Source organism: Blautia intestinalis (genome assembly GCF_014297355.1).
GTDB lineage: Bacteria > Bacillota > Clostridia > Lachnospirales > Lachnospiraceae > Blautia_A > Blautia_A intestinalis.
Map to the genome: position 1 here is coordinate 81656 of NZ_JACOQE010000008.1, position 17409 is coordinate 99064.

The 17409-nt window shown below is 44.1% G+C and carries 16 protein-coding genes and 1 pseudogene; 16 read left to right on the forward strand and 1 reads right to left on the reverse strand.

Going from position 1 to position 17409, the window contains the following annotated elements:
- Positions 1–4 precede the first annotated feature (4 nt).
- The 16 genes and pseudogenes from larC (at position 5) to H8Z79_RS12465 (ending at position 15468) form a co-directional block, all read left to right on the forward strand.
- Complete coding sequence (larC, locus tag H8Z79_RS12390) at positions 5–1261, forward strand: nickel pincer cofactor biosynthesis protein LarC (RefSeq protein WP_118040350.1); 1257 nt, start codon at positions 5–7, stop codon at positions 1259–1261.
- A gap of 9 nt (positions 1262–1270) precedes the next feature.
- A complete protein-coding gene (locus tag H8Z79_RS12395) occupies positions 1271–2113 on the forward strand; it encodes a patatin-like phospholipase family protein (protein WP_118040352.1) in 843 nt (280 codons plus the stop codon).
- 179 nt (positions 2114–2292) lie between these two features.
- Positions 2293–3672 (forward strand): alanine/glycine:cation symporter family protein, encoded by a 1380-nt coding sequence (locus H8Z79_RS12400; RefSeq protein WP_118040354.1) that lies wholly within the window; start codon positions 2293–2295, stop codon positions 3670–3672.
- A 99-nt stretch (positions 3673–3771) separates the two neighbouring features.
- Positions 3772–4491 (forward strand): tRNA (N6-threonylcarbamoyladenosine(37)-N6)-methyltransferase TrmO, encoded by a 720-nt coding sequence (gene tsaA / locus H8Z79_RS12405; RefSeq protein WP_118040356.1) that lies wholly within the window; start codon positions 3772–3774, stop codon positions 4489–4491.
- A 116-nt stretch (positions 4492–4607) separates the two neighbouring features.
- Positions 4608–4889, forward strand: a complete 282-nt coding sequence (locus H8Z79_RS12410) for a DUF2325 domain-containing protein (protein WP_015541344.1) — start codon at positions 4608–4610, stop codon at positions 4887–4889.
- Between the two features lie 118 nt (positions 4890–5007).
- On the forward strand, positions 5008–6327 hold the full coding sequence (locus tag H8Z79_RS12415; RefSeq protein ID WP_015541345.1) for an aspartate kinase: 1320 nt from the start codon (positions 5008–5010) through the stop codon (positions 6325–6327).
- Between the two features lie 42 nt (positions 6328–6369).
- Complete coding sequence (locus H8Z79_RS12420; RefSeq protein ID WP_015541346.1) at positions 6370–6597, forward strand: HPr family phosphocarrier protein; 228 nt, start codon at positions 6370–6372, stop codon at positions 6595–6597.
- Positions 6598–6673: 76 nt separating this feature from the next.
- A complete protein-coding gene (locus tag H8Z79_RS12425; RefSeq protein WP_118040406.1) occupies positions 6674–9031 on the forward strand; it encodes an ATP-dependent DNA helicase in 2358 nt (785 codons plus the stop codon).
- A gap of 82 nt (positions 9032–9113) precedes the next feature.
- Positions 9114–10562, forward strand: a complete 1449-nt coding sequence (locus H8Z79_RS12430; RefSeq protein WP_187002860.1) for a serine hydrolase — start codon at positions 9114–9116, stop codon at positions 10560–10562.
- A gap of 137 nt (positions 10563–10699) precedes the next feature.
- Complete coding sequence (locus H8Z79_RS12435; protein WP_118040360.1) at positions 10700–11368, forward strand: iron-containing alcohol dehydrogenase; 669 nt, start codon at positions 10700–10702, stop codon at positions 11366–11368.
- Between the two features lies 1 nt (position 11369).
- Positions 11370–11849 carry a 2-C-methyl-D-erythritol 2,4-cyclodiphosphate synthase gene (gene ispF / locus H8Z79_RS12440; RefSeq protein ID WP_015541349.1) on the forward strand — a complete coding sequence of 160 codons (480 nt, stop codon included), beginning with the start codon at positions 11370–11372 and terminating at the stop codon, positions 11847–11849.
- 32 nt (positions 11850–11881) lie between these two features.
- Positions 11882–13291: a cysteine--tRNA ligase gene (gene cysS / locus H8Z79_RS12445; RefSeq protein ID WP_015541350.1), complete on the forward strand. Its 1410-nt coding sequence runs from the start codon at positions 11882–11884 to the stop codon at positions 13289–13291.
- Entirely contained in the window at positions 13276–13701 is a 426-nt protein-coding gene (locus tag H8Z79_RS12450; protein WP_015541351.1) for a Mini-ribonuclease 3, read from the forward strand. Before cysS ends, H8Z79_RS12450 begins: the two co-directional genes overlap by 16 nt.
- A complete protein-coding gene (rlmB, locus tag H8Z79_RS12455) occupies positions 13698–14441 on the forward strand; it encodes a 23S rRNA (guanosine(2251)-2'-O)-methyltransferase RlmB (protein ID WP_118040364.1) in 744 nt (247 codons plus the stop codon). Before H8Z79_RS12450 ends, rlmB begins: the two co-directional genes overlap by 4 nt.
- Positions 14442–14451: 10 nt before the next feature.
- Positions 14452–15063 (forward strand): annotated as a pseudogene (locus H8Z79_RS12460) (sigma-70 family RNA polymerase sigma factor); the annotation flags it as partial.
- Positions 15064–15132: 69 nt separating this feature from the next.
- Complete coding sequence (locus H8Z79_RS12465) at positions 15133–15468, forward strand: hypothetical protein (RefSeq protein WP_118040366.1); 336 nt, start codon at positions 15133–15135, stop codon at positions 15466–15468.
- A 107-nt stretch (positions 15469–15575) separates the two neighbouring features.
- Here the strand turns inward: H8Z79_RS12465 and H8Z79_RS12470 are convergent, their stop codons facing one another.
- Positions 15576–17240: a glutamine--tRNA ligase/YqeY domain fusion protein gene (locus H8Z79_RS12470; RefSeq protein WP_118040368.1), complete on the reverse strand. Its 1665-nt coding sequence runs from the start codon at positions 17238–17240 to the stop codon at positions 15576–15578.
- Positions 17241–17409: the final 169 nt, after the last annotated feature.

Genomic DNA, 17409 nt, shown 5'->3' on the forward strand with positions numbered 1-17409 from the left:
GTAAATGGGAAAAACATTATACTTAGAATGTTATTCGGGAATCAGCGGTGATATGACGGTTGCGGCCCTTCTGGATCTGGGGGCAGACAGAGACGTACTTGAAAAAGCACTGTACAGCCTTCCAATCGGAGGATTCCACATCGAAATTTCAAGAGTAAAAAAATCAGGATTGGATGCCTGCGATTTCAACGTAATTCTGAATCATGATAACCATGACCATGATATGGAATACCTGCATGGGAAGGATCACGAATATTCTCATATACATGAGCATTCACATCCGCATGAGCATCGTGGAATGCGCGAGATCACAGAAATCATTCAGGGTTCGGCAATGACAGATAAAGCCAAAAAGATGGCGCTGCATGTGTTTGATATTCTTGCACATGCGGAATCAAAGGCTCATGGTGTAAATATAGAGGAAGTTCATTTTCATGAAGTAGGTGCCATTGATTCTATCGTGGATATCGCTGCGATTGCAGTCTGTATGGACAATCTGGATATTACTGATGTGATTGTACCGGTTTTATATGAGGGAACCGGATTTATCCGCTGCCAGCATGGACAGATTCCGGTGCCTGTGCCGGCAGTTGCACACATTGCAGAGGATCATCATCTGAAACTGAAAATCACTGATATACAGGGCGAGCTGGTGACACCGACAGGTGCAGCTGTAGTGGCAGCTTTCTGCACATCTGAAAAACTGCCGGAAGATTTTTCGATATTAAAGAGTGGACTTGGTGCGGGAAAAAGAGAATATCGCTGTCCTGGAATTCTTCGTGCAATGCTGATTCAGACAGAACCGGCAGATGCAAAACTGACAGATACTGTCTGGAAACTGGAGACAGACATTGATGACTGCAGTGGTGAAGTTATGGGTCATGTATTAAAACTTCTCATGGCAAACGGGGCAAGAGAAGCACACTATATGCCGATCTATACAAAGAAAAACAGACCTGCATATACTCTGACAGTGATCTGTAAAGAGAAGGACAGAGAAAGTCTGGAAAACCTGATCTTTGCAGAGACGACAACAATCGGTATCCGCAGAGCAGAAATGCAGCGTACGATCCTGAAAAGAGAAATCAGCACATTTGAAACACCTCTTGGTCAGGCAAAAGCCAAAATATGTACCCTGCCGGACGGACAGATAAGATGTTATCCGGAATATGAAAGTGCGGAAGAACTGGCCTCACGAAACCAGATCAGTTTTCGCGAGGCATATGACAGTATCAGGAGTTATTGGACAACAGAAAGGTGAGACAGAGCGATGAAAACAGGACTTGTTTTGGAAGGCGGCGCAATGCGCGGAATTTACACAGCCGGTGTACTGGATGTTTTTTTGGAGCATGAAATACATTTTGACGGAGTGATCGGTGTTTCTGCGGGAGCACTGCATGGCTGTTCATTTGTATCCGAACAAAAAGGAAGAAGTCTCCGTTATTTCAAAAAATACCGGAATGACAAACACTTTATGAGCTGGTGGAGCTTTCTGCACACAGGAGAAGTGGTAGGAAAGCAATTTTGTTATCATGACATTCCGGAGCGGCTTGATCCATTTGATTACGAAGCGTTTGTGAAATCTGATACAGATTTTTATGCGACCTGTACAAATGTTGAGACAGGCAAAGCGGAATATATTAAAATCACAGATATGCTGAGCCAGGTCGATGCCATGCGTGCGTCTGCTTCGATGCCATACGTTTCAAAAATCGTGGATTATAACGGGATGAAACTTCTTGACGGAGGCTGTGCGGACAGTATTCCGGTTGAAGCATTTTACAAGATGGGTTATGAACGTCTTGTGGTTGTACTTACAAGAGAAGCCGGATTTGCCAAAAAACCTGAGAATGCAAAAATGGCAGAAATCCGCTATCATAAATATCCGGAGTTTGTACAGGCACTTCAGAACAGACATGTAGTCTATAATCACAGCCTGGAAGTCCTGAAAGAAATGGAACGGGCAGGCAAGGCATTTGTGATCCAGCCGGATAAAAAACTGGATATCAGTCGTATGGAAAATGATATTGAAGTGATCCAGCAGGTGTATGATCTGGGAGGAAAAGATGCGCGTATCCGCATGAAAGCATTGAAAGACTGGATGAAACACTAACCGAAACAGAATAAAGAGTGGGCCCAAATATAAAATTCAGTTGCACACCATGCTGGTATTCTGGTATAATGATTTACATAAATAAAGAACGAAATAAAGAAGTACAAGGGTGTACAGCGCGCAGGTTGCGTGAGGTATGCCCTTGCGCTTTTTCGTTGAAAAGCGAGGGAGGAAACAATATGGATGCAATAACAAACCTGATCAATCAGATTGATGCCTGGGTGTGGGGCTGGTGGATGATTCTTCTGCTTCTTGGTACACACATTTTTATGACAATCCGAACCGGAGTAATCCAGCGAAAAATTGGTACGGCAATTAAGCTGTCTGTTACGAAGGATCCGGATGGAGAAGGTGAGGTCAGCCAGTTTGGAGCACTGACAACGGCACTGGCATCTACGATCGGAACCGGAAACATCATTGGTGTGGGAACGGCAATAGCCCTCGGTGGTCCCGGAGCAGTTCTGTGGTGCTGGCTTACCGGTGTATTTGGTATTGCGACAAAATACAGCGAATCACTGATCGCAGTTAAATATCGTGTCAAAACAAAAGACGGTCGTATGCAGGGGGGTGCAATGTATGCACTCGAGCGTGGACTTCATATGAAATGGCTCGGATTGATCTTTGCCATTTTTGGCGGTTTTGCATCTTTTGGAATCGGATGTGCGACGCAGGTAAATGCAATTGCAACGGTCTGTCAGGAAAATCTTCACATTCCTCCGGCAGCGGTAGGAATTGCAGTAGCTGTACTGACTGCACTGGTTATTTTCGGAGGAATCAAAGCAATCGCAAATGTCTGTGAAAAACTGGTTCCGTTTATGGCTGCATTTTATGTGATTGGCTGTTTTATCATTCTGTGCATCAACTATGATTTTATCATACCGGCAGTAGTGACGATCTGTAAGATGGCTTTTACACCCGGCGCAGCAGCAGGTGGTCTGGTAGGACGCGGAATTATGATGGCAATGCAGTATGGAATTGCAAGAGGTCTTTTTTCAAACGAGTCCGGTATGGGATCAGCACCGATCGCAGCGGCAGCAGCACAGACGAGAAATCCGGTCCGTCAGGCTCTGGTTTCCAGTACAGGTACATTCTGGGATACCGTTGTTGTATGTCTGATGACAGGACTGGTACTTGTCACCAGTATTATGAAAAACCCGGCAATTGATATGGGACAGATCACAAATGGTGGTGTCCTGACTACACTGGCATTTCAGCAGATTCCAGTTCTGGGACCGGTCATCCTTGTGGTTGGGATTATTTCCTTTGCATATTCTACTGTGCTTGGATGGGCATATTACGGAGAACGCTGTGTGGAATATTTTGCCGGAAGAAAAGGGCTTGTACCGTATCGAATCCTTTACATAGCAGTAGCGGTGATCGCACCGGTTATTTCATTGAACCTTGTCTGGACGATCGCGGATATTCTGAATGCACTGATGGCACTTCCGAACCTTGTGGCGGTATTGCTTCTGTCGAATGTGATCGTGGCGGAGACGAAAAAATATATCAATAATCTGGATGCCAAAGACGATACCGAGATTGAAATCATTGACCGCTGAAAGATTAAGCGCTAATATAATAATGCAACAGCCAAAACAGTCTGTGTGAAGCAGGCTGTTTTTGTTGCAAAAATAACAGATAAGAGACAGGAGAAAAGAATGGCAGAAGAGCACGGAATGAAAGTGATTGCAAGAATCCATAATGATTTCCCGACAAAGTTTGGGATTCCTCATCAGAGTAACCGGCTGGATGCACTGAAGGCAATAATCGTATTTGAGCCGGAATACCGGGTGCCGGAAGCATTTCGCGGGCTGGAGGAATATGATTATATCTGGCTGATCTGGCAGTTTTCTGAGGCAGTGCGCGAGAACTGGTCGCCGACTGTACGACCGCCGAGACTTGGTGGGAATACACGCATGGGAGTGTTTGCCACGAGATCACCGTTTCGTCCGAACAGCCTTGGACTGTCTTCTGTACGTCTTGAAAAAATAGAGATGCATCCGGAACTGGGACCGGTTCTTCATATTTCAGGTGCGGATCTTATGAACGGTACACCGATCTATGATATCAAACCATATCTTCCTTATGCGGACAGCCACCCGGAAGTGAGAGGCGGTTTTACGGACAAAATCGAAGATTATCGGCTTGAAGTGGAATTTCCGGAAACACTGATAGAGAAAGTACCGGAAGAGCAGAGAGAAGCTTTGATGGAAGTGCTTGCCAACGATCCGCGTCCCCGTTATCAGAACAAACCAGATAAGATTTACGGGCTGGCATATGGCAGTCATGATATCCATTTTACGGTGAAGGATAAGACCCTTAAGGTCTGTGATGTGACAGAATTAAAAGAATCCTTTGACAAACAAAACAATATATGATAATATTTTATATATAGTTAGCGCAAGCTAACAGATGAAGACATTAAGCGGAACTATGCGTCCGCTTTACTTTTAAAATATGAGTTAGTCAAAGATAACAAAAGGAGAGTGAATCTATGAGTATCGTAATCGTAGGCGGAAATGAACGTATGGTATGTCAGTATGAGGATATCTGCAAAGGATATGGATGTAAGGCAAAAGTATTTGCAAAAGAAAAAGGAGCCATGAAGAAAAAAATCGGTGCACCGGATCTTCTGATTTTGTTTACAAGTACGGTTTCTCATAAAATGGTGAACTGTGCAGTGGAGGAAGCAAAGAAAAAATCCATACCGGTATGCAGATGCCACACAAGCAGCGCATCGGCTCTTGAGAACATTCTTCGTGAATATTGTGCATAAAAAGCGAGTTTTTATGTAATATTATAAAGAAAGACTTGCAAAACCCCGAGGTTTTCAATAAAATAAGAGACAGATTTTCTGACTGAAAAGAGAAAACAGAAGGGTGATAAGTATTATTATGAAAAAAGTGGTAAAATTTGGAGGAAGCTCTCTGGCCAATGCAGAACAGTTTCAGAAGGTCGGAGATATCATCAGGAGCGATGAGAGCAGACGTTATGTGGTACCGTCCGCACCGGGAAAGAGATTTTCCGCAGACACAAAGGTAACTGATCTTCTGTATACATGTTATGACAAAGCAGAAGCAGGAGAGGATTTCACAGATGTCCTTACGGAAATTAAGGGACGTTTTTATGAGATCATCAAAGGCTTGAATCTTGACCTGTCTCTTGAGGAGGAGTTCAGACAGATTGAAGCAGATTTTAAGGCACATGCAGGCAATGAATATGCAGCATCCCGTGGAGAATTCCTGAACGGTAAAGTAATGGCTGCTTATCTCGGATATGAATTTATTGATTCTGCAACTGTGATCCGATTTGACAAAAACGGAAATTTCGATGCAGACAAAACAGATAAACTTTTAAGTAAGCGTCTCCAGAAATGCGAGAGAGCAGTTATTCCGGGATTCTATGGTGGTATGGAAGACGGAACTGTAAAGACATTCTCCCGTGGCGGATCGGATGTTACCGGCTCTCTGGTAGCGAAGGCAATCCATGCAGACATTTACGAAAACTGGACAGACGTTTCCGGATTCCTTGTCACAGATCCGAGAATCGTCGATAATCCGGCAGTGATCGAGACAATCACATACAGAGAACTTCGTGAGCTTTCTTATATGGGTGCGACCGTTCTTCATGAAGATGCAATCTTCCCGGTTCGTAAGGAAGGTATTCCGATCAACATCCGTAATACAAACCGTCCGGAAGATAAGGGAACCTTTATCGTAGAAAGCACCTGCCGCAAACCGAAATATGTGATCACCGGTATTGCAGGTAAGAAGGGCTTCTGTTCCATTAATATTGAGAAATCCATGATGAACAGTGAAATCGGTTTCGGAAGAAAGATTCTTCAGGTATTTGAAGATCAGGGAATAAGTTTTGAACATGTTCCGTCTGGAATCGACACAATGACTGTTTACGTTCATCAGGATGAATTCGAAGAAAAAGAGCAGCAGGTAATTGCAGGCATTCACAGAGCCGTTCAGCCGGATTTTGTAGAGATGGAATCTGATCTGGCACTGATCGCAGTTGTTGGCCGTGGCATGAAGTCCCAGAGAGGAACTGCAGGCCGTGTATTTTCCGCACTGGCACATGCACATGTCAATGTAAAAATGATCGATCAGGGATCCAGTGAGCTGAATATCATCATTGGTGTGGAAAACAGAGATTTCGAAACTGCTGTAAAAGCAATTTACGATATTTTTGTCCTGACACAGATGTAAGCAGGTAATATTTTTCAGATCTGATTCAGGAGGATAAAGCACATGGTTGAAAGACATATCAGATTAAATGAAACAGAAGACGTAAAAGAATTTGTGAATGAAGCCGCCAAATGTGAGTTTGATATTGACATATCCTATAACAGAATTATCATTGATGCAAAATCCATTTTAGGTATTCTGAGCATGGATCTTACAAGAGAACTGACAGTAAGATGCTACGGAGAGAGCAAGAGATTCAATGAAGTAATGGCAAAATTTGCTGTAGCATAGGTGAAAATGCGTGGGCGCATATTCCGGAAACGGGTATGCGCCTTTTTACATTGCAGAGCGGGGAGGCAGAAACAGCATGGAAAAACCAATCGTCCGTATTTCGGTTCGAAATCTTGTGGAATTTATATTGCGAAATGGTGATCTGGTGAACGGAAGCAGCGCTTCGGATAAAGAAGCCATGCTGAAAGGAAGCCGGCTTCACCGTAAGATACAGAAGCAGATGGGAAGCCACTACCAGCCTGAAGTTTCTCTGAAAAAAGATACAGAGTATGATGATCTGATCCTTCGCGTAGAAGGCAGAGCAGACGGTATTTTTTCGCAGGATGACCGATTCTGTATTGATGAGATCAAAGGTGTCTATAAAAATCTTGAACTAATGGAAGAACCGGTACCGGTGCATCGTGCGCAGGCACTTTGTTATGCATGGATCTATCTGGATGAGCATGAACTGGAAGAAATTGATGTACAGATGACTTATGTACATCTTGACACCGAAGTGATTAAACGTTTTCGGGAAACACTTACCAGGGCGGAACTGAGACAATGGTATAAAGAACTTACCGATAGTTATCATAGGTGGCTGGCATATCAGATTGAATGGCGCAAAAAACGAAATGAATCAATGGAAAATCTGGACTTTCCATTTACATACCGTAAGGGACAGCGGGAGATGGTATCTGGAATTTATCATGCTATTTCAAAGAAAGAGCAGATTTTTATCCAGGCTCCGACCGGTGTCGGAAAGACTATGTCCGCCGTCTTTCCGGCAGTGCGGGCAATCGGTCAGGGAATGGCTGAGACGGTCTTTTATCTGACGGCAAGGACAATCACAAGGACAGTAGCACAGGATGCTTTTGAAATATTACGGGACAGAGGACTCTTGTTTAAAGTTGTTACGATCACGGCAAAAGAAAAACTCTGCTTTTGCGACAAGCCGGAATGTGATCCGGAAAAATGCCCTTATGCGAAAGGCCATTATGACAGGATCAACGATGCAGTCTATGAACTCTGGACAACGGAACAGTCGTTTGACAGGGAAACACTGCTTCGTCATGCGCAGAAGCGGCAGGTCTGTCCTTTTGAAATGAGTCTTGATCTGGCAATCTGGATGGATGGTGTCATCTGCGACTACAATTATGTATTTGATCCGAATGTCTGTCTGAAACGTTTTTTCGGGGAAAATGTGTCAGGAAATTATCTTTTCCTGATCGATGAGGCACATAATCTGGTGGACAGGGGAAGAGAGATGTACAGTGCGTCCATCTGCCTGGATGACGTGATCGAGACCAGAAAATCTGTAAAACCCTACAGTCAGAAATTATGGAAGAAACTCGGAAAAGTTAAAAAACAGATGGAAGAGCTGAAGCAGAATTGCAGTGAATGGAAAGTGCAGGAAAATGCCGGAGTACTGCCAGTCAGTCTCTTAAGTGTGCAGGGGGAATTGGATCAGCTTCTTGAAGAGCCGCCATCGCAGGAATTGGTGGATGGAATCCTCGATTTCTATTTTGAAGTAAGAGATTTTTTGAATATTTCGGAACTGGTGGATGACAATTATGTGGTTTATACCGCTTTTGGAGAGGACGGAAGATTTTATGAAAAACTTTTTTGCGTCAATCCGGCGGAAAACCTGCAGAAATGTCTCGATAAGGGAAACAGCACGGTGTTCTTTTCGGCAACATTGCTTCCGTTACAGTATTATCGAAAGATGCTGAGTACAAGAAGTGAAAATTTCGGTATGTATGTGGAATCACCGTTTGAACAGAGCAAGAGATTACTGATGATTTGCAGGGATGTCAGCAGTAAGTATACCCGGAGAGGATATGAGGAATATCATAAGATTGCGGAATATATTGCAAGGATGAGCTGGCAGAAAAAAGGAAATTATATGGTGTTTTTCCCGTCTTATCGGCTGATGGAAGATGTTTATCAGGTTTATCAGGACGAGTTTTCTGTTTCATGGGTGCGCTGCATCAGTCAGCATGCTTCTATGACGGAACTGGAGCGTGAGGAGTTTCTGAATGAGTTTACGGAGGAAAGTGAAGAAACACTAGTAGGATTCTGTGTTATGGGCGGTATTTTTTCAGAAGGAATCGATCTGATCGGTGACCGTCTGATCGGAACTGCGGTTGTGGGAACAGGACTTCCTCAGGTGAGCTGTGAGCGGGAGATTTTGAAAGACTATTATGATGAAAAAGGCGAGCAGGGATTTGATTACGCTTATCGTTATCCCGGGATGAACAAAGTCCTGCAGGCAGCGGGGCGTGTGATCCGAACAAAGGAGGACACGGGAACGATACTTCTTCTGGATGAACGTTTTCTGAACCGGGATTATCGAAATCTTTTCCCAGGGGAATGGAGCAATGCCGGTACATGCACACTTGGAAATGTAGAAAAATATCTGCAGGCATTTTGGAACACTTTCGAGGATAAATGACAAAATATGTTAGCTTGACATAAAGAAAATATCAGGTATACTATGGACAATTACTATTTGAACTATAGATAAGGAGAACCAGATGAAAACCGGAAACCGCTTGAAAAACTGGAAAATTTTGGCAGCAGGGCTTGTATTTATGACGACGGCATCTGCAGCGACTGCACCGGTGGCGGCAAGCAGCCTTCTTTCTGTGACAGGGGAATCCCAGATACGTCCGATCGAAGACGGATCAGGAAAATATATTTTAAAAAGTGACGGATTTTACTGTCTGAAAGAAGATGGAAGTAAAGATGCTACTCCTGCAGTGCACTATTTTGATCACGTGAATATTGATGGAACAATACTGGACGGATTTTATTACCATGATGAGTCGGGCTGTTTTCAGGCAGGCAGTTCCAATATGGTAAAGATCACGAAGCTTTCCTGTGCAAAAAGTACTGATGAAGATGCAGAGACGGTGGATTTTGATGGTTATTATATGGTCAATAACCTTGGAAAACTGACAGCGGCACCGCAGGTTCGATATATCAGCAATTACGTGATCGATAATACGACATATGACGGATATTATTATTTCGATGAAAATGGAAAGATGGTGACGGAAACAGGGACACATGAGCTGGAAATGGCATCGAACGGACAGATTTTTTCCGGAATATATTATTTTGGCGGACCAAACGGTGCATTGCTTCAGGAAGCCGGAGTAACTGAGGAGGGTTTTCCGGTGGATGCGACAGGTAAGGTGACCGCTCTTGATGATCTCGGGATGGACACACTGGAACCGCAGCTTACATCCATGTTGAGCGGATATGATGGTACGTGGAGTGTTTATGTCAAGGATCTTGCCACGGATGAAGAAATTATACTGAATGATACACAGATCTATTCTGCAAGTCTCATCAAAGTTTTTGTGATGGCGAAAACATATGAGGATATGGATACCGTTCTGGAACACGAAGCGGCTCTGATGAAAACAGATAAAGACAACGCAAAGGTGAAAGCTAAGGTGGACACCCTTCTGCGGAACATGATCACGGTCAGTGACAATGAATCCTGTAATGAACTTGGAAGGCTTCAGTCTGAAAAACATGATTTTCTGGACGGAGCAGAACTTGTAAACAAATATCTGAAAAAAGAAGGCTACACAGAAACTACCTATCAAAATACGCTGCATCCTTCATCATCCCAGAAGCTCAGCCTTGGCGGACATAATATGACTACTGTGAAGGATTGTGGAAAACTGCTCGAGCGGATATACAAAGGGGAATGCGTCAGCAGGGAAGCTTCGGAGGAAATGCTGAATCTGCTTTCAAATCAGGAAAATACAACAAAGATTCCGGAGGGGGTTCCGGCTGATGTGAAGACTGCGAACAAAACAGGAGAGACCGATGAGAATCAGCATGATATTGCAATTGTCTACGGGCCGAAGACGACTTATATTTTGTGTGTGATGTCCGAAGACAGTACGAATGCGATTGCAAATATCCGGTCAATCTCAAAAGTTGTTTATAATTATTTGAATCTGTAGGTAGCTATCGGGGCTGTCTGCGTTGATTTTTTATACAGAATCATGTATAATAACGGATTGTATAAAATAGGTTTTCTGTATGTTGCCCTGAGAAAACACGGCAGCATCACATGTTAAATGCAGGAGGAGAGAAATAAATGCGAGTCGATACGGATGACTTTGCCCGACCTCGCGGGTGCGGGAAGAATCACCTTGTAGAAGTGGAGAAAATTTTAATTGAACCGGGAGCGGTAAATGCCCTTGAAGAAGCAATGTCAGAAGGCTTTCTGAAGGAATACATATCCCCGCTTCTGATCTGTGACACAAATACCTGTAAGGCAACAGAAGAAATCATGGAAGATATTTACGACCGATGTCAGGTTCTTGTGCTGGATGCGGATGATCTTAAGGCCGACCGGCATGCAGTAGAGATCGTCGAGAATTATATGGATGAGGACATTGATCTGATCCTCGCGGTAGGCGCTGGTACGATCCATGACATCAGCCGTTATGTGGCTTCTCAGTACAAAATTCCTTTTGTATCTGTGCCGACAGCAGCAAGTGGTGACGGATTCGTATCTACGACGGCAGTTATGACTTTTAACGGAATAGAGGAAGAAGTGCCGGCAGCAGTGCCTGTAGCGCTGTATGCAGACACGGATATATTTGCAAAAGCACCGGCCGGGCTTAATGCCGCCGGAGCAGCAGAACTTTCGGATGAAAAAATATCCCTGTCCCTCATCGAAGAGGGGAATCCGGAAGCCTGTGAAAAACTGATGTATGCACTGATTAAATCCGGGTTTTCCGGTCAGGCAGAAGGAGAATGATATGAGAGTTGGAATGGGATATGATGTACACAAACTGACAGAAGGAAGGAAGCTGATTCTCGGCGGAGTAGATATTCCGTGGGAGAAGGGCCTTCTGGGACATTCGGATGCAGATGTACTGATCCATGCAGTGATGGATGCCCTGCTTGGTGCTGCTGCACTTGGCGATATCGGGAAACACTTTCCAGACACAGATCCGGCATATAAAGGAATCTCAAGTGTGAAACTTCTGGCGCATGTGGCTGGTCTTTTGCGCGAGCATGGCTACGAAGTCGGAAACATCGATGCAACGATCATTGCCCAGAAACCAAAGATGGCACCGCATATCTCGCAGATGCGTAAAAATATGGCGGAGGCACTTGGCATTACGGAATCAAAGATCAATGTAAAAGCAACGACAGAAGAGGGACTTGGGTTTACCGGAAGCGGAGAGGGCATTTCTTCTCAGGCTATCTGCCTGCTTACAGAAATAAAGAACTGATTCAGCTTAAAATAATATCGGAGGAAAGAGATATGAAGCTTTTTAATACAATGTCACGCAGAAAAGAAGAATTCGTACCGCTGGAAGAAGGAAAGGTGCGGATGTATGTATGCGGACCGACAGTATACAACCTGATCCACATCGGAAATGCGAGACCGATGATCATTTTTGACACTGTACGCCGCTATCTGGAATACAAAGGTTACGAAGTAAATTATGTATCCAACTTCACAGACGTTGATGACAAGATCATCAAAAAGGCAATCGAAGAAGGTGTAAGCTCTGAAGAAATCTCACAGCGTTACATCGCAGAATGTAAGAAGGATATGGCCGGCATGAATGTAAAACCGGCAACCACACATCCGCTGGCAACACAGGAAATTGACGGAATGATCGATATGATCCAGACACTGATCGACAAAGGATATGCTTATCCGGTTGCTGATGGTACCGTATATTTCCGTGTAAAGAAATTCAAAGAATACGGCAAACTTTCTCATAAAAATCTGGATGATCTGCAGTCCGGTTTCCGTTCTCTGCAGGTATCCGGCGAAGACCAGAAAGAAGATCCGCTGGATTTCGTACTCTGGAAACCGAAAAAAGAAGGAGAACCATTCTGGAAATCTCCATGGTGCGACGGAAGACCGGGATGGCACATCGAGTGCTCCGTTATGTCAAAGAAATACCTCGGAGAAGAAATCGATATCCATGCAGGTGGCGAAGATCTGGTTTTTCCACATCATGAAAATGAAATCGCACAGAGCGAATGCTGCAATGGAGTTCCTTTTGCAAAATACTGGATGCACAATGCATTCCTGAACATTGACAACCGTAAGATGTCCAAATCTCTCGGAAATTTCCGTACCGTTCGTCAGATCGGAGAGCAGTACGATCTGCAGGTGCTTCGTTTCTTTATGCTGAATGCTCATTACAGAAGTCCGCTTAATTTCAGCGCAGACCTGATGGAATCTTCTAAGAATGCACTGGAGCGAATCACGGATGCGGCTGCAAGACTTCGTGACCGTCAGGCAGCAGCTTCTGTACAGGAAGCGTCTGAGGATGAAAAGAAGATGATGCAGGAAGAAGCTGCATTTGTAACGAAATTTGAAGAAGCAATGGATGATGACTTCAATACAGCAGATGCACTTGCCGCAGTATTTGAGCTGGTTAAATTCGGCAATACAAATGTGCAGGAAGGAAGCTCCGCAGAGTTTGCAGCGCATACACTTGAAGTGATGACAAAACTTTGTGATGTCCTCGGACTGATCCTTGACAAAAAGGAAGAGATCCTTGATGAAGAGATCGAGAATCTGATCGCAGAACGTCAGGCAGCCAGAAAGGCAAAAGATTTCGCGAGAGCAGATGAGATCAGAGGATTACTTCTTGATAAAGGAATCGAGCTGAAAGATACTCGTGAGGGTGTAAAATGGAAACGAATCTGATGCAGCTGAAAGAATTGTTTCATCTGGAAGACCAGGATCTACGGAGTTATTCTCCGCTGACTCTGGCATACATCGGAGATGGAGTTTATGAACTGATCATCCGGACGATCCTGGTTAAGAAAGGAAATTGTCCGGTGAATCGTCTTCATAAGAAAGCAAGCAGTCTGGTGAAGGCCGGTGCGCAGTCTGCAATCATGGAAGTGATCGAGGAGAAACTGACACCGGAGGAGCTGAGTGTTTACCGCAGGGGCAGGAATGCACATTCTCCGACTATGGCAAAACATGCAACAATGGCAGATTACCGTCGTGCGACCGGTTTTGAGGCATTGATGGGATATTTATATTTAAAAGAGGATTACACACGGATGCTCACTTTGATCCGTATGGGAATCGGAGAGGATATTTTATGAGTGAACAGATAGAAGGACGCAACGCGGTACTGGAAGCTTTCCGTTCCGGAAAATGCGTGGACAAGCTTTTTATCCTTGACGGATGTCAGGATGGACCGGTGCGTACGATTGCAAGAGAAGCACGCAAGACCGATACGATCATCAACTATGTGTCAAAAGAACGACTGGATCAGCTCAGTGAGACAAGAGCGCATCAGGGTGTGATTGCGCAGGCTGCTGCTTATGAGTACAGTACGGTGGATGAGATTCTTGCCAGAGCAGAAGAAAAGGGTGAACCGCCATTTTTGATTCTTCTGGACAATGTAGAAGATCCGCACAATCTCGGTGCAATCATCCGTACAGCGAATCTTGTCGGTGCGCATGGTGTTATCATACCAAAGAGACGTGCAGTAGGACTGACATCTACTGTAGCGAAAACTTCCGCAGGTGCGATCAACTATACACCGGTTGCAAAAGTAACAAATATTGTAAGAACGATTGAAGAACTGAAAGAAAAAGGAATCTGGTTTGTCTGTGCAGATATGGGTGGAGAGATCATGTATGATCTGGATCTGACTGGACCGATGGGACTTGTGATCGGAAATGAGGGAGAAGGTGTCAGCCGTCTGGTACGTGAAGCATGTGATTTCACGGCATCCATACCGATGAAGGGGGATATTGATTCTCTGAATGCTTCTGTGGCAGCAGGAGTTCTTGCCTATGAAATTGTAAGACAGAGACTGGTAAAAAGCAGCAAATAAAAGGGGAAACAGAATGAGCCGTTACGATCAGTACAGTGACGAAGAACTGATTTTCAGACTGCGACAGGGAGAGACGGAAATATCTGATTATCTGATGGAAAAATACAAGGAGTTTGTCCGCAAAAAGGCAAGAGCCATGTTTTTGATCGGAGGAGAGACAGACGACCTGATCCAGGAGGGAATGATTGGTCTTTTTAAGGCAATTCAGAATTACCAGCCGGATCGGGAGGCGTCTTTTCAGACATTTGCAGGTTTGTGTATTGACCGGCAGCTTTACAGTGCGGTACAGAATTCAAACAGGCAGAAACATCTTCCACTGAATACGTATATTTCGCTCAGTAATGAGGAAGAATCTGAACATCTGGAAGGCTCGTGGGATTCCCGCACAGAAGACCCGGAATCCATTGTGATCGATCAGGAAAGTACGAGAAATCTGGAGCAGGAGATCAGCAAGGTCTTAAGCCCGATGGAGAATAAAGTGCTGGATTATTATATGAAGGGATACGGTTACGTAAAGATTGCGGAGATTATGGGCAAAACACCGAAATCCATCGACAATGCGCTGCAGCGTATCCGAGGTAAGATTCGTAATTTTTCTCTTCCTTTTTTGATGCAAAAGTAGTAAAATAACACTAACATTATTCAGAATATCGGACAGATGGTTTCTGTATATGAAAGGAGAAACGAAGTTATGGCAAAGATTAATAAATACTGGGGACTTGTAGCAGTCGGAGCAGTTGCTGCCGCAGCAGCAGGAGCAATCGCAGCGCTTGCATTCCGCAAAGACCCGCTGGATGATTTCGATGATTTTGATGAAGATTTCGAGGATGAGACCGAAGAAGAAACATTCAGGACTGAAGAAAAGAAAGAAACATCCGAAGCTTTTGAAGCATGGGATGAAGCAGAAGAAGCTGTAGAAAAGGCTGTTGAAGAAACCGCTGAAACAGCAGATGCCGAGCAGGCGGTAGAAGAAGCTATCAAAGAAGAGGAAGCAGCAGATAAGAAAGAAGAACGGGAAGAAGAATAAATCTGAATCCGGTTCGGTTTGAACATAAAAAATATGAAGACATAAAGTGAGCAGGCCAGCACAAGCTGACCTGCTCCTTTTACGTTGTGTTATTAATTTCAGAAAAATTATTTCGGAAGACGGAAAGAACTCTTAAGAGATACAATACGGTTAAATACCGGTGCACCTTCTTTGGAGTCGTGGATGTCTGCACAGTAGAATCCGTTTCTTACGAACTGATAGCTGTCGTAGCCTTTGGCTTCCATAAGCGCAGGCTCTACGTAAGCGGTAACGGTTGTAAGGGAGTTTGGATTTACGTTCAGAGATCCGTCTTCTTTATTGTATACGCCTTTTTCTTCATCTACGATGTTTTCGTAGAGACGTACAGTTGCTTTTTTGGCGTTGGTAGCTTCTACCCAGTGGATGGTTCCTTTTACTTTACGTCCGTCCGGAGCGTTGCCGCCTTTGGTAGCAGGATCGTAAGTACAGTGTACAACACGTACAGTACCGTCATCGTCTGCTTCATAACCGGTACAGGTAACGAAGTATGCATTCATCAGACGAACTTCTGTACCGAGGAAAAGTCTCTTGTATTTACGCGGCGGGTCGATCATGAAATCGTCACGTTCGATATAAAGTTCACCACTGAATGGAATCTTACGGGTTCCGAGAGCTTCATTTTCCATGTTGTTCGGAGCGTCCAGATATTCTACCTGTCCTTCCGGATAGTTATCAATCACGAGTTTGACCGGATCCATGACTGCCATCATACGAGGACGTTTTAATTTGAGGTCTTCACGGATGCAGTACTCAAGCATTGCGTAATCTACAGAGCTGTTTGCTTTGGAGACACCGCAGAGATCTACAAACATCTTGATGGATTCCGGTGTGAAACCACGCCTGCGCAGTGCGGCGATGGAAACAAGACGAGGATCATCCCATCCGTCTACGATGCCGTCTTCGACCAGTTTTTTGATGTAACGTTTACCTGTAACAACATTAGTCAGATAGAGCTTTGCAAATTCAATCTGTTTTGGTGGCTGCGGATATTCGAGCTCGCGTACTACCCAGTCATACAATGGACGGTGATCTTCGAATTCGAGTGTACAGATAGAATGTGTGATACCTTCGATTGCATCTTCGATTGGGTGTGCAAAGTCATACATCGGATAAATGCACCATGTATCACCGGTTCTGTGGTGAGTCATATGAGCTACACGATAGATGACCGGGTCACGCATATTCATATTCGGAGATGCCATGTCAATCTTTGCACGGAGAACCTTTTCTCCATCGGCATATTTGCCCTCTTTCATTTCTTCAAAAAGCTGAAGGTTTTCTTCTACAGAACGGTTGCGGTACGGGCTTTCTTTACCAGGCTCTGTCAGAGTACCACGATACTGGCGGATCTCGTCGGCGGTCAGGTCACAGACATAAGCTTTGCCTTTTTTGATCAGTTTGATTGCTGCTTCATACATCTGACCGAAATAATCGGAAGCGAAGAAGAGTCTGTCCTCCCAGTCAGCACCGAGCCATTTGATATCTGCTTTGATAGATTCTACAAATTCACTTTTTTCTTTTGTAGGGTTGGTATCATCAAAACGCATATTAAACTTGCCGTTGTATTCTTTGGCAAGTCCGTAATTTAAAAGAATGGATTTGGCATGTCCGATATGGAGGTATCCATTAGGTTCCGGTGGAAAGCGGGTGTGGACGGTGTCATAAACGCCATCAGCCAGATCCTTGTCAATGATGTTCTCAATAAAATTTTTAGAAACGGTTTCGTTATCCATCTCTTTCCCTCCTGAATGGTTCTTTAAAGGTTAATCATATCATAAAAATGTGGAATTTAAAAGATTTCCTGAGAAAAATATAGAAAAATATAGAAAAGAAAAAAAGTTAGAACAGATCATAAAATTATTGAGATCAGGTATATTGCTTTACGGAAACACATATGTTATA